The organism is Streptomyces sp. SAI-135 (assembly GCF_029893805.1).
In the GTDB taxonomy this organism is placed as follows: domain Bacteria; phylum Actinomycetota; class Actinomycetes; order Streptomycetales; family Streptomycetaceae; genus Streptomyces.
The window spans coordinates 6,776,230-6,788,948 of the sequence record NZ_JARXYP010000002.1 but is presented as its reverse complement, the minus strand read 5'-3'; the positions used below and the strand labels follow the sequence as shown (position 1 = coordinate 6,788,948).

The 12,719-nt window shown below is 69.4% G+C and carries 12 protein-coding genes; 2 read left to right on the top strand and 10 right to left on the bottom strand.

The window, feature by feature from the left end:
• Positions 1-4: 4 nt before the first annotated feature.
• The 3 genes from M2163_RS35235 to M2163_RS35225 form a co-directional block, all read right to left on the bottom strand.
• The gene (locus tag M2163_RS35235) at positions 5-1,078 is read right to left on the bottom strand and encodes an ABC transporter substrate-binding protein (protein WP_280895979.1); all 1,074 of its coding nucleotides are present in this window, start codon (positions 1,076-1,078) and stop codon (positions 5-7) included.
• A gap of 144 nt (positions 1,079-1,222) precedes the next feature.
• A complete protein-coding gene (locus M2163_RS35230) occupies positions 1,223-2,101 on the bottom strand; it encodes an ABC transporter permease (protein WP_280895978.1) in 879 nt (292 codons plus the stop codon).
• A complete protein-coding gene (locus tag M2163_RS35225) occupies positions 2,091-2,906 on the bottom strand; it encodes an ABC transporter ATP-binding protein (protein ID WP_280895977.1) in 816 nt (271 codons plus the stop codon). The genes M2163_RS35230 and M2163_RS35225 overlap by 11 nt, the downstream gene beginning before the upstream one ends.
• A 161-nt stretch (positions 2,907-3,067) precedes the next feature.
• On the opposite strand from M2163_RS35225, the gene M2163_RS35220 reads away from it, so the two are divergent.
• Positions 3,068-3,760, top strand: coding sequence for a response regulator (locus M2163_RS35220; protein WP_280848888.1), 693 nt, complete (start codon positions 3,068-3,070; stop codon positions 3,758-3,760).
• Positions 3,761-3,783: 23 nt separating this feature from the next.
• Here M2163_RS35220 and M2163_RS35215 read toward each other — a convergent pair whose 3' ends face one another.
• The 6 genes from M2163_RS35215 to M2163_RS35190 all read right to left on the bottom strand — a co-directional run bounded on the left by M2163_RS35215 (position 3,784) and on the right by M2163_RS35190 (position 10,951).
• Positions 3,784-5,376 carry a cation acetate symporter gene (locus M2163_RS35215; RefSeq protein ID WP_280848890.1) on the bottom strand — a complete coding sequence of 531 codons (1,593 nt, stop codon included), beginning with the start codon at positions 5,374-5,376 and terminating at the stop codon, positions 3,784-3,786.
• On the bottom strand, positions 5,373-5,942 hold the full coding sequence (locus M2163_RS35210) for a DUF485 domain-containing protein (protein ID WP_280848891.1): 570 nt from the start codon (positions 5,940-5,942) through the stop codon (positions 5,373-5,375). Before M2163_RS35210 ends, M2163_RS35215 begins: the two co-directional genes overlap by 4 nt.
• 60 nt (positions 5,943-6,002) lie before the next feature.
• Positions 6,003-6,698: a response regulator transcription factor gene (locus tag M2163_RS35205; protein ID WP_280848892.1), complete on the bottom strand. Its 696-nt coding sequence runs from the start codon at positions 6,696-6,698 to the stop codon at positions 6,003-6,005.
• The gene (locus M2163_RS35200) at positions 6,695-7,846 is read right to left on the bottom strand and encodes a histidine kinase (RefSeq protein WP_280848893.1); all 1,152 of its coding nucleotides are present in this window, start codon (positions 7,844-7,846) and stop codon (positions 6,695-6,697) included. Before M2163_RS35200 ends, M2163_RS35205 begins: the two co-directional genes overlap by 4 nt.
• Positions 7,843-8,367, bottom strand: a complete 525-nt coding sequence (locus M2163_RS35195) for a DUF1453 domain-containing protein (RefSeq protein WP_280895976.1) — start codon at positions 8,365-8,367, stop codon at positions 7,843-7,845. The genes M2163_RS35200 and M2163_RS35195 overlap by 4 nt, the downstream gene beginning before the upstream one ends.
• A gap of 460 nt (positions 8,368-8,827) precedes the next feature.
• Complete coding sequence (locus M2163_RS35190; RefSeq protein ID WP_280848895.1) at positions 8,828-10,951, bottom strand: DNA topoisomerase IV subunit B; 2,124 nt, start codon at positions 10,949-10,951, stop codon at positions 8,828-8,830.
• A gap of 442 nt (positions 10,952-11,393) precedes the next feature.
• On the opposite strand from M2163_RS35190, the gene M2163_RS35185 reads away from it, so the two are divergent.
• On the top strand, positions 11,394-11,624 hold the full coding sequence (locus tag M2163_RS35185; protein WP_053848812.1) for a hypothetical protein: 231 nt from the start codon (positions 11,394-11,396) through the stop codon (positions 11,622-11,624).
• 125 nt (positions 11,625-11,749) lie between these two features.
• On the opposite strand, the gene M2163_RS35180 is transcribed toward M2163_RS35185, so the two are convergent.
• On the bottom strand, positions 11,750-12,613 hold the full coding sequence (locus tag M2163_RS35180; RefSeq protein ID WP_280848896.1) for a serine protease: 864 nt from the start codon (positions 12,611-12,613) through the stop codon (positions 11,750-11,752).
• Positions 12,614-12,719 lie beyond the last annotated feature (106 nt).

Here is a 12,719-nt window from a genome sequence, read left to right as displayed (position 1 = left end):
AGGCTCAGCCCGCGTTCTGCGCGGCGGCCTTCTCGACGAACTCGGTCGTGTACGTCTTGTCGAGGTCGACGTCGGCGTTCTGGATGTTGGGGTTGAACGCCTTGAGGACCTTCTCGACGGTCTCGGGACCGTTCTCGGGCATCACGCCGTCCTTGGTGAACATCGGCAGCGTGTTCTTGATCGCCACCGCGTACAGCAGCTTGTTGCCCTGCGAGTAGTCGGCGGGCATCTTGTCGGCGATCTGGGTGGCGCTGTGGGTGGACATCCACTTGAGCGTCTTGACGAATGCATTGGCCAACTTCTGGACGGTGTCCTTGTGACCGTTGACCCAGTCCGTCTGCATGTACAGGCTTGACGACGGATACGGTCCGCCGAGTGCCTCTTCCGAGCCCTGGGGTGTGCGCATGTCCAGGAGGATCTTGCCGGCCTTCTTGTCCAGGATCGTGGCGACGGTCGGGTCGGTCGTCATGCCGCCGTCGATCGCGCCCTGCTGGAGCGCCGAGATGAAGGTGGGTCCCGCACCGACGGCGACCGGGGTGAAGTCGCTGACCTTCACGCCGTTCTTGACGGCGAGGTACTTGGTGAGGAAGTCGGTCGAGGAGCCCAGGCCCGTGACGCCGAGCTTCTTGCCCTTGAAGTCCTTGGGTGAGGTGATGTCACCGGCCGCCTTGTTCGAGACGATCTCCACCTCGCCGGGCGCGTGCGAGAACTGCACGACCGACTCCACGTCCTTGCCCTTGACCTGCAGATCGAGCGTGTGGTCGTAGAAGCCGACGGCTCCTTGGACCTGGCCGGAGACGAGCGCTGTCTCGGCCTGGACGCCTGCGGGCTCGCTGAGCAGCTCGACGTCGAGTCCCTCGGAGTCGAAGTAGCCGAGCCGCTGGGTCAGCATCGCGGGCAGGTAGATGACCTTGTCCAGGCCACCGACCATGATCTTGACCTTGGTCCCCTTGCCGTCGCCCTTGCTGCCGGAGTCGGCCGATGCCGAGCTGGCGGCGTCGTTGGCACAGGCGGTGAGCGAGGAGAGGGCGAGCAGGCCGGCGGCGGCCAGGGTGGTGTATCTGGCGGTCTTGCGCATGGAGTTCACGTCCTTGTGAGGGGCGGTGCGGGAAGGGCTCAGGCCGGAGGGGGCTGGGCTTGGCAGGGCTGGCGGGGGCCGTGGCTGGGCAGGGCTGGGGCTCGGGAGGGGGAGGCCGTCGTGGGCCGCCTCAGCCGTCCGGCCTCAGCTGTCGGAACTCGTCGGCTTCCAGCGGAAGATGCGGCGCTCTGCGAAGGTGAGCAGCCCTTCGGCGAGGAGTGCAACGACAGCGAGGATGACCATCGCGGCGTACACCCCGGCCGCGTTGAAGGTGCCCTGCGACTGGGCGACGAGCAGGCCGATGCCCTTGGTCGCGCCGATGTACTCGCCGACGATCGCGCCGATGAGGGCGAAGCCGAAGCTGACGTGCAGGCTGGTGAAGATCCACGAGGTCGCGGAGGGGATGACGACCTGGAGCGTCACCCTGCGGTCGCTCGCGCCGAGGATGCGGGCGTTGGCGACCAGGTTGCGGTCGACCTCGCGGGCGCCCTGGAAGGCGTTGAAGAAGACGGGGAAGAAGACCAGGACGACGGCCGAGGCGACCTTGGAGGCCGGTCCGAGTCCGAACCAGATCACGAAGATGGGTGCAAGGACAATCCTCGGTATCGAGTTGAGCACCTTGATGTATGGACCAAGGACGTCGGCGAGCAAGGTGATCCGCCCCAGCGCAATACCGAACACCACACCGGCCACCACACCCACGACCCAGCCCAGCAGCGCCTCGTAGAGCGTGTACCAGATCTGTTCGCCCAAGGAACCGAGAGCGGTCCCGTGCGTCACCCAGGTCCAGATCTGGTCCCAGATCTTCGAGGGCATGGAGAAGTTGAAGGGATCGATGGCCTCGGCCCGCGAGAGCACCTCCCACAGGCCCAGGACGGCCACCAGGAGCAGCACGCGGGACGCGCCGACGACGATCCGGCGTCTGCGGGCGGCACGCGCGCGTGAATGCGCGCGGTCGGACTTGGGGCCGGGGTCTGCCATGGTCGGCGCGACCTGGGCCTCGGGCAGGACGTCAGGCGACATGGGCGGCGCCCCTCTCGCGGGTGATGCGGACCTCTTCGCCGAGGGACTGCCAGATCTCGCGGTAGATCTCGATGAACCGCGGCTCCAGGCGGACCGACTCGACCTTGCGCGGCCGCGGCAGGTCGATCTCGAAGACCTGCTTGACGGTGGCGGGCCCGGCCGTCATCACGACGACCTTGTCCGCCAGCGCGATGGACTCCTCGAGGTCGTGGGTGACGAAGACGACGGAGGCGCCCGTGCCCTCCCACAGTTCGAGGAGCTCGTCGGACATCAGGGCCCGGGTCTGCACGTCGAGCGCGGAGAATGGCTCGTCCATCAGCAGGATCTCGGGGTCGTTGACGAAGGTCGCGGCGAGCGCGACGCGCTTGCGCTGACCTCCGGAGAGCTGGTGGGGGTAACGGTCCTCGAAGGCCGCGAGCCCGACCCTGGCCAGCCATTCCCGCGCCTTCTGCCTGGCCTCCGCCTTGGGCACACCGCGAAAGCGGGGACCGGACATCACGTTGGACAGGACCGTGCGCCAGGGGAACGTGGCGTCCTGCTGGAAGACGAAACCGACCTTGTCCCCGACCCCCCGGACCGGCTCCCCGACGACCAGGACCTCACCCTCGGAAGGCTCCTCCAACCCGCTGACCAGCGTCAACGTGGTCGACTTGCCACAGCCCGTGGGCCCGACGATCGCCACGAACTCCCCACGTCCCACCGTGAGATCGAGTCCCTTGACGGCCGTGTGCAGACCCCCCGACGGGGTCCGGAATGTCTTGCTCGCGCCCCGCAGTTCGATGGCGGGGCTGGTGTCTGCGCTCATGGCCGGGGACGGTAGATGTGGCCTGTGCCACGGCATCAGTCTTCTGGGCACATGCCGTTCTTTTGCCTGCAACGGCCTGTTGTGCTCGTTTTGCGCGCGCTACAACAGCGGAGCCGAAACACGGGCGTTACGCCCGCCAGGCCTTGAGGGAAAGAGGCCCGATGATTGACGTCCTGGTCGTGGACGACGACTTCCGCGTCGCCGAGATCAACGCGAAGTACGTGGGGAAGGTTCCCGGCTTCCGGGTGGCCGCCCGCGCCCACAACGCCGCCCAGGCGCTGGCCAGCGTGCAGCGCGGGACCATCGACCTGGTCCTGCTGGACCACTACCTGCCCGATCAGACGGGCCTCGAACTCGTCCACCGCATGCGGGAACAGGGCCACGGCACCGACGTCATCATGATCACGGCAGCCGGGGACGTGACGACCGTCCAGACCGCGATGCGCCTGGGCGCCCTCCACTACCTGGTCAAGCCCTTCACCTTCGCGGCCCTGCGTACCCGCCTGGACTCCTATGCCGCCCTGCGCCGCACCGTCGACCGGGTCGGCGGCCACGGCATCGCCGGTCAGGAACAGGTCGACCGGATCTTCAGCGCCCTGCGCACCACCCCGGCGACGGCCTCCCCGGGCCTGCCCAGCGGCCACTCGGAGCCGACCACGGACCTCATCTGCCGCGTCCTCCACCACGCCGGCCACCCGCTGTCGGCCCACGAGGTCGCCGCCGAGACGGGTCTGAGCCGCTCCACCGCCCAGCGCTACCTCCGCCACCTCGAACAGGCCGGACGCCTCCGCCTGTCCCTCAGATACGGCGACACGGGGCGCCCTGAGCACCGGTACGCGTGGGTGGCGCCATAGCCCTCCGCTCGTGAGCCCCGCCCCTACACGGCCCCCGCCCCCGTGAGTGACCGCACCTCGGTCTCCGCGTGCTTGGCCTCGTCGGCGACCTCCGCCGAGGTGACCGTGCCGAGCCAGCCCGCGACGAAGCCCAGCGGGATGGAGACGACCCCTGGGTTCTGCAGCGGGAAGTACTGGAAGTCGACGCCCGGGAAGAGGGACTCGGGGCTTCCGGACACCACGGGCGACAGCAGGACCAGAGCCATGGCCGGGATCAGTCCGCCGTAGACGGACCAGACGGCGCCTCGGGTGGTGAATCCGGGCCAGAACAGCGAGTAGAGCAGCACCGGCAGATTCGCGGACGCGGCCACGGCGAAGGCGAGGCCGACCAGGAAGGCGACGTTGAGATCGCGGGCCAGCAGGCCGAGCGCGATCGCGATCACGCCGATCCCCACGGCGGCGGTCCTGGCCACGGCCACCTCGCTGCGGGGCTTGGCCCGTCGCCGCCGCAGTGAGGCGTACAGGTCATGGGCCACAGAGGCGGAGGAGGCGAGAGTGATGCCGGCGACCACGGCGAGGATCGTGGCGAACGCGACCGCGGCGACGATCGCGAACAGAACCGTTCCTCCCGTGGAGTCGGCGCCGCCGCCCAGGTCGAGGGCCAGGAGGGGGACCGCGGTGTTGCCCGCGGCGTTCGATCCCCGGACCGTCTCGGGGCCCACGATCGCCGCGGCACCGAACCCGAGGACGATCGTCATCAGGTAGAAGCCACCGATGAGCCCGATCGACCACACCACCGAACGCCGTGCGGCGCGTGCCGTGGGAACGGTGTAGAAGCGGGAGAGGATGTGCGGCAGCCCTGCTGTGCCGAGCACGAGAGCCAGTCCCAGACTGATGAAGTCGAGGCGGGCCGTCCAGTCCCCGCCGTACTTCAGACCAGGTGCCAGGAACGACTGGCCGTGGCCGCTGCGCTCCGCGGCCGTGAGCAGCAGTTGGTCGACATCTCCGTGGAACCGCACCAGCACGAGCACGGTCAGTGCGACGGTCCCACCGAGCAGCAGCACCGCCTTGACGATCTGGATCCAGGTCGTCGCCCGCATCCCTCCCAGGGACACATAGATCACCATGAGCGCCCCGACGGCGATGACGGTCCAGGACTGGGCCGCCTCGCCGGTGCCGCCGAGCAGCAGCGCAACCAGACTGCCCGCGCCCACCATCTGGGCCACCAGGTACAGAACGGACACGGTGACCGACGAAGTCCCCGCCGCGATCCGCACCGGCCGCTCGTTCATCCGCGCGGCGACCACGTCGGCGAGCGTAAACCGCCCGCAGTTGCGCACCAGTTCCGCGACGAGGAACAGCACCACCAGCCACGCCACCAGGAAACCCACCGAGTAGAGCATCCCGTCGTACCCGAAGAGCGCGATGAGCCCGGAGATACCGAGGAAGGACGCGGCCGACATGTAGTCGCCCGCGATGGCAAAACCATTCTCCATCGGCGAGAACAACCGCCCGCCGGCGTAGAACTCCTCCGCCGAACCGTGCCGGTGGCGGCTCACCCATGTCGTGATCCCCAGCGTGACCGCGACGAACGCGCTGAACAGCAACAGCGCCAGAGTCTGGTGGTCCCCCGTCACGACGACGCACCGCCCCGGGCCGAACGCGTCAGCTCCTGGGTGTCCCACCGCAGTTCGAGCGCGGCCCGGTCCCGGCGCAGCCTCGCATGCCGGGCGTAGGCCCAGGTCAGCAGGAAGGTGGTGAGGAACTGTCCAAGTCCCGCGAGCATCGCCACGTTCACAGCTCCGGCCACCGGTCGTGCCATCAGTCCGGGAGCGCTCGTCGCCGTCACGACGTAGGCCACGTACCAGGCGAAGAACCCGATGCCCGCCGGCACCACGAACCTCCGGTACCTGCTGCGCACCTCCTGGAAGGCCGCGCTGCGCTGCACCTCGAGGTAGACGTCGGCCGCCGCGGCGGCCCGGTTCTCGCGCTCCGCGCGTGCCGTCGCGACGGGTGCCGCAGCTGTGCCGTCACCGCCCGTCTCTCCCCAGCCGGAGGCGAGCTCGTCGTACCAGGGATCCTCGTACCGCACCCCGGCCCCGGCGGGTGCTTCGGCACGGGCCACATCGTGGCCGTGGTGGTTCTCGGCCGAACTCTCGGCATCCCCTCCGCTTCCGCGGGGACGAGCGTTGCTTGACTGCATGCCCAAGGATGGACAGAACGGGAAGATCCCCGACTCTTCTTCCCCGCGCTCTTCACCCCATCAGGTGATTCCTCCCATCGGTGGCCGTACAAGCCCTTTCGCATAGGCGTAACGCACCGCCTGTGCACGGTCCTTGATGCCCGTCTTGGCAAAGAGGTTGTTGATGTGGGTCTTCACCGTGGCGGTGGAGACGTGCAGCCGGCGGGCGATCTCCTGATTGGTCAGCCCTTCGGCGATCAGCGCCAGCACTTCGACCTCCCGGGCAGTGAGCCCGTCGGGCGCCTCCGTGGGCACCGGCTGCGGCGGCTCAGGGTCCGACAGCCGCTCCAGCAAACGCCGTTGGACGCTCGGCGAGAGCCCGGCGTCCCCGGAGAGCACACTGTGCACGGCCCGCACGATCTCGTCACCGCCCGCGTCCTTGGTGAGATAGCCGCGCGCCCCCGCCTTGAGCGCGGGGAACAGCGACTCGTCGTCCCCGAACGTCGTCAGCACCACGACCTGCGTTCCGGGGTACTCGGCCCGGATCCTCCGGGTCGCCTCCACCCCGTCACAGCGGGGCATGCGCAGGTCCATCAGCACCACGTCCGGGGCGAGTTCGGCGACGAGCTCCACCGCCTCCTCGCCGTCGCCGGCCGCACCCACGACCTCGATACCGGGCAGCAGACCGAGCAGCATCACGATGCCTTCGCGCACTACGGTCTGGTCGTCCGCGACCACCACCCGCGCGGACTTCTTCGTCTCCTCCCCCACGGTCACACCGGCACCTTCAACGTCACCACGAACCCTTCGTCGTCCGGCCCGGCGTGCAGCGAACCACCCAGCAACTCGGCCCGCTCCCGCATTCCCAGCAGACCGTACCCGCCTCCGGTGGTGGTGAGTTCACCCGGCGAACCGCCCGAGTCGCGCACGACCAGCGTCACCTGCTCCTCGCCGTACTCCAGCAGCATCCGGACCTTTGCCCCCGGCGCATGCTTGCGGACGTTGGTCAGGGCCTCCTGCGCGACCCTGCGCACGGCCTGCGAGGCCTCGGCCGAAAGCGGTCTGCGCTCACCCGAAATGGTGGTCTCGGCTCCGTCGGCCGTCCCGACGAGCTGGTTCAGGAACTCCTCCAGCGGGGTCATGTCCCCACGCAGGGCCGACAGCGCCTGCCGGGTCTCCGCAAGACCGTCTCGGGCCATGCCCCGAGCCGCCACCACCCTTTCCAGGATCTGGTCCCGCTCTGCGCCCCCCTCGATCAGCAACCGGGCCGCCTCCAGGTGCACGAGCTGGGCCGAGAGACTGTGGGCCAGCACGTCGTGGATCTCCCGGGCGATCCGGGCCCGCTCCGCTAGGGCCGCCGTCTCCGCCTCGGCCGCCCGGGCGGCCCGCTCCTGGCTGAGCAGCCGTTGCGCGTTGCCCCGGGCCTCGGCGTCCAGCCGCAGGACATAGCCGGCCAGGGCGAGGCCCGCGGTCGTGGCCAGGGTGGTCAGCCACACGTCGTCGTTGACAGCGGCGTAGAGGGCGAGAGCGACCACGGTCACGGGCAGGGCGGCGGCCATGGGCAGCCGTTCCAGAGCGGTGACGGCGCATCCGCACCACAGCACGAGGGCGACGACCCCGAAGTCCGCAGCCTGGGCGGCGACCGCGATCGCCAAGAGGACGCCGAAGAGCAGCAGGGAGGGCCAGAGCCGGTGCGCCAGGGTGGTGCGGAAGAGTGCCCAGGCGACGAAGGCGGACAGGAGGATTCCTGCCACTGCGCCGAGCACGCCCCAGCCCCGCACATGGCTGCTGTTGAACGCGCCCCAGAGGAGCATGGCCAGCACCAGCGACCGTATGACCCAGCCGAGCAGACGCCGAGGGCGCGTGGTCGGCTCACGCCCGAGCGCCTCCCGGGAGGGCCAGCGGGTCCAAGCGTTGTCCGTCACAGCCGTTCCTTGTTCGTGGACCGGAGCACGGGCTCACCGTACGCCGGGGCAGATGTGGCGGCGGGGCGCAGGGAGTGCGCCCGCTGGACGAGGACCCCGGAGCGCACGAAGAGGGTGGCCGCCAGGGCGAGCAGCAGCGCGGAGGAGTCCTGGTGGACACCGATCGCCGTACCGAGCGCGAGGAGGCCGACGCGCAGCGCGATGCCGACGGCCCAGACAGCCCCGCTCGCCTTGGTGCTCCTGCCCCACACCGAGCCGTCCGGCTCCGTCCATATCCGGCTCGTCCAGGCCCAGCCGGCTCCGATGGCGAGGCCGGTGAGCAGTTCGGCGGTGAGCAGGGTGATCGATGCGGTGCGGTGATGGGCGTCCACCAGTCCCGGCTCCCGAAGTGCCACGACGGCCAGGGCGGTGGGCAGCAGCCACCAGCGCCGGTCGGTGTCGATCCGGCTCGCCCGGAACTGCCGGGTGATCACCACGATCACCGCGACCACGATCAGCAACGCGTCGACGAGCCCGGACATCACAGCCTCCGTGAGCGAGGAAGGGGCTGTCGGCAGCGGACGCCACCGACACCTTCGAAGCTACGGAAATCCGCAGGTCGGGAGATCGGAGCGGGGGTGGATCACGGGTGGATTCCCAGGCGGCGGGGTTCTCCACCCGAGGGTGGAGAACCCCAGCCGCGACGGCTGACTGTGCTGCCCACCAGACATCGGCCCTCTGTGGCCGGCTCCCGGTTCACGGTCCGGCCGCGTGCTGCCTGCCCCCTGCCGCCCGATGCCTGGCGTCCGGCCGTCCGGCGCCAGAGGCCCAGCGCCTGCGGTGGCGGGGGCGCAGCGGCGGCCGGCCGGGCCGACAGGCGGGGCGACAGGCGGGGCGACGGAACACGAAGGCCTCCGTGCGATGAGGAGCTTCGACACTCCCCTCCCCACGGAGGCCTCAAGCCCAGGCCGACCAGGACGTCCGCCGAAGCTCGCGAAGGCGCTACGCGTCGATACGCGACCGGTCCAGCGTCGCCGCAGAGCCCGAGATGAACTCCTTGCGCGGCGCCACGTCGTTGCCCATCAGCAGATCGAAGACCTGCTCGGCGGCCTCCAGATCGGCGAGGTTGATCCGCCGCAGGGTCCGGTGCCGCGGGTCCATGGTCGTCTCGGCCAGCTGGTCGGCGTCCATCTCGCCGAGGCCCTTGTACCGCTGGATGGAGTCCTTGTACCGGACGCCCTTGCTCTGGAACTCCAGCAGCTTCTCCCGCAGCTCACGGTCCGAGTACGTGTAGACGTACTTGTCCTGCCCCTTCTTCGGCTGGACGAGCTCGATGCGGTGCAGCGGCGGCACCGCGGCGAACACCCGGCCGGCCTCGACCATGGGCCGCATGTAGCGCTGGAACAGGGTCAGCAGCAGGCACCGGATGTGAGAGCCGTCGACATCGGCGTCCGTCATCATGATGATCTTGCCGTAGCGGGCCGCGTCGATGTCGAAGGTCCGGCCGGACCCCGCTCCTATGACCTGGATGATCGCACCGCACTCGACGTTCTTGAGCATGTCGGTGACGGACGACTTCTGGACGTTGAGGATCTTGCCTCGGATGGGCAGCAGCGCCTGGAACTCGGAGTTCCGGGCGAGCTTCGCGGTACCGAGGGCGGAGTCGCCCTCGACGATGAACAGTTCGCTGCGGTCGACGTCGTCGCTGCGGCAGTCGGCGAGCTTGGCGGGCAGCGAGGACGACTCCAGAGCCGTCTTGCGGCGCTGTGCGTCCTTGTGCTGGCGGGCCGCGATACGCGTGCGCGCGGCGGCGACCGCCTTCTCCATGACGACCCGGGCCTGGGCCGCCGCGTCCCGCTTCGTGGACGTCAGGAACGCCTTGAGCTCCTTGGAGATCACGGTGTTCACGATGCGGCGGGCCGCCGAGGTGCCGAGGACCTCCTTGGTCTGGCCCTCGAACTGCGGCTCGGCGAGGCGCACGGTGACGACCGCGGTCAGGCCCTCGAGAGCGTCGTCCTTGACGATGTCGTCCTCGGCGACACGCAGCAGCTTCTTGGCGCGCAGCACCTCGTTCATCGTCTTGGTGACGGCCTGCTCGAAGCCGGCGACATGGGTGCCGCCCTTGGGCGTGGCGATGATGTTGACGAACGACTTGAGGGTCGTGTCGTAACCGGTCCCCCAGCGCATCGCGACGTCCACGCCGAGTTCGCGGGTGACCTCGGTGGGCGTCATCTGGCCGTGGTCGTCGAGGACCGGGACGGTCTCCTTGAAGGTGCCCTGGCCGGAGAAGCGGAGGACGTCGTTGACCGGCTTGTCGGTGGCCAGGTACTCGCAGAACTCGCTGATGCCGCCGTCGAAGCGGAACGACTCCTCGCCCTTGCTGCCGCCCTCCCCCAGGCCGTATTCGTCACGGACGACGATGGTCAGGCCGGGTACCAGGAACGCGGTCTGGCGGGCGCGCTGGTGGAGGTTCTCCAGGGAGAGCTTGGCGTCCTTCAGGAAGATCTGCCTGTCGGCCCAGTACCGCACGCGCGTGCCGGTCCGGGTCTTGGGGATCCTCTTGGCCTTGCGCAGGCCGCTGGCGGCTTCGAACTTGGCGTCGGGGCCGTTGCCTGCGAAGGCACCCGGCACGCCGCGCCGGAAGCTGATCGCATGGGTGCTGCCGGCTCGGTCCACCTCGACGTCCAGCCGCGCGGACAGGGCGTTCACCACGGAGGCGCCCACACCGTGCAGGCCGCCGGAGGCGGCGTACGAGCCACCGCCGAACTTGCCGCCGGCGTGCAGCTTGGTCATGACGACCTCGACGCCGGACAGGCCCGTCTTGGGTTCGACGTCGACCGGGATGCCCCGGCCGTTGTCACGGACCTCCACGGAGGCGTCGTCGTGGAGGATCACCTCGATGTGGTCGCAGTACCCCCCCAGGGCCTCGTCGACGGAGTTGTCGATGATCTCCCACAGACAGTGCATCAGGCCACGGCTGTCGGTCGATCCGATGTACATGCCCGGGCGCTTGCGTACGGCCTCGAGCCCCTCGAGGACGAGCAGGTGCCGCGCGGTGTAGTTGGAACCGTCCCGGTCTGCTCCTGCCAGCAGAGCTGTGGACGGCACGGACGTCTCGGCGGTCACGCGGTTCGCTCCTCGCTGAATTTCAGATGGGGCCCTTGTGGGTAAGGGCGCGGCTTCGGTAGCCGCCATGAGGGTACCGAGGCCTGGTAGAGCCGTTGTAACGCCACCCTCGTGCGGAAACACAGAGTAGTCCAGAGTCGCATACCTGTTCGATCCCTCGATGGGGTGAAGTACATATCACGTTCCCTTACGGGCATGAACCATTTAGGCTCCGGGCACGTCCTCATGAACAACCGGCAACCCAGCCGGCAGGACCGACCTTGACCGACAGCGCGAAACCGTAAGACACACAGACACGCAATACGGCACATTCGCCGCCAAACCGGCAGCAGCCAGCCGTCCGGAAAATTTCTCTCTGGGAGAAGCCTCGAGCGGGAACGTTTTGGGGCTGGTTGGATGTTGACCCTGGTACGACAGCTCGTCGAGCTAGAGAAGAGGCGACGTGACTACTGTTCTGACCCCCGCGAGCCCGCTGACGGCCGCTGACCGCTGCGACCGCTGCGGCGCCCAGGCGTACGTGCGCGTCGTGCTGCTCAGCGGCGGAGAGCTGCTCTTCTGCGCCCACCACGGTCGCAAGTTCGAGCCGGAACTCAAGAAGATCGCCGCTGAGATACAGGACGAGACGGAGCGACTGACGGCCGTTCCCGCATCCGCCTCAGAAGAAGAGCGCTGACACTTCGCGTCCACGACGAGCCAGCTCCGGCACAGGCCGGCACAAGGGCGGCGGCCCCTGTTCCCCAGGGGCCGCCGCCCTTGCTCATGGCTCCGGCGAGGACGCTCAGCGCCCCGCAGTCGCTCTCACGCGGTCCTGCGGCGTCCGTCGGCCGCGCTGCGACCGCCTTGGTCCAGCGTCCGCACCACCTCGGACACGCGGGCGTAGACACCGGGCCGGCCCGCTCTGCCGCAGCCGCTCCCCCAGGACACCAGCCCGATCAGCTTCCCCCGGGCGACCAGCGGCCCACCGCTGTCCCCCTGGCAGGCGTCACGGCCGCCCCAGTCCTCTCCGGCGCACAGCATGCTCTCGGCGCGATAGGTGCCGTCGGCGCCGCCCGGATAGGCCTTGCTGCAGCCCGCGTCGGCCAGTACGTGCACGCGTGCCGCCCGCAGGCTGCGCGCGTAGTCGCCGCCGCCCGTGCTGTCACCCCAGCCGTACACCGTGGCGCCGGTTCCCGGCTCGTACGCGGCGTCGCCGGCGGCGGCCATGGTGATGACCGCGTTCTGCGGCAGGGGCTCGGCGAGGGTGAGGACGGCGAAGTCCCCGGCGTTGCTCTGCGGGTCGTAGTCGGGGTTCACCCAGGCTTCCCGCAGGGCGATCTCCTTGCCCTGGGCCGAGAGCAGATCCGTACGGCCTGTGATGACGCGAAAGTCACTCACCTGCTCGGGCGGTGCCCCGAGGACGTCCTCGCCCATGCAGTGGGCCGCGGTGAGCACCGTGGTGCGGCCGACGGCGACACCGCCGCAGAACTGCCCGGCGCGCGTACCTCCGAACCGGTCACGGCTGGACAGTGCCACCGTCCAGGGCGCCGTGGACACCTCGACCGGGAATCCCCCGACGACGACGCTGTCTGCGGCTACGGGGGCGGCCGACGCCAGTGGTATGGCCGCCGCCACGGCCGCCAGTACCAGCGGCCGGGCCAGCGCCCGGGCAATGGGGTGACGCATGCATGCTCCTCACTCCGGGGTGGTGATCGGAAACCCAGAGTCATGCAGGGCGCATGTGCGCGCAGCACGAAGGCCCGGCTCCCGAGGGGGGAACCGGGCCTTCGGC

Excerpts from the sequence above, each read along its gene's own strand:
- M2163_RS35230 (WP_280895978.1), bottom strand. The coding sequence starts at position 2,101 with ATGTCGCCTGACGTCCTGCCCGAGGCCCAGGTCGCGCCGACCATGGCA.
- M2163_RS35225 (WP_280895977.1), bottom strand. The coding sequence starts at position 2,906 with ATGAGCGCAGACACCAGCCCCGCCATCGAACTGCGGGGCGCGAGCAAG.
- M2163_RS35235 (WP_280895979.1), bottom strand. The coding sequence starts at position 1,078 with ATGCGCAAGACCGCCAGATACACCACCCTGGCCGCCGCCGGCCTGCTC.
- M2163_RS35180 (WP_280848896.1), bottom strand. The coding sequence starts at position 12,613 with ATGCGTCACCCCATTGCCCGGGCGCTGGCCCGGCCGCTGGTACTGGCG.
- M2163_RS35195 (WP_280895976.1), bottom strand. The coding sequence starts at position 8,367 with ATGTCCGGGCTCGTCGACGCGTTGCTGATCGTGGTCGCGGTGATCGTG.
- M2163_RS35220 (WP_280848888.1), top strand. The coding sequence starts at position 3,068 with ATGATTGACGTCCTGGTCGTGGACGACGACTTCCGCGTCGCCGAGATC.
- M2163_RS35210 (WP_280848891.1), bottom strand. The coding sequence starts at position 5,942 with ATGCAGTCAAGCAACGCTCGTCCCCGCGGAAGCGGAGGGGATGCCGAG.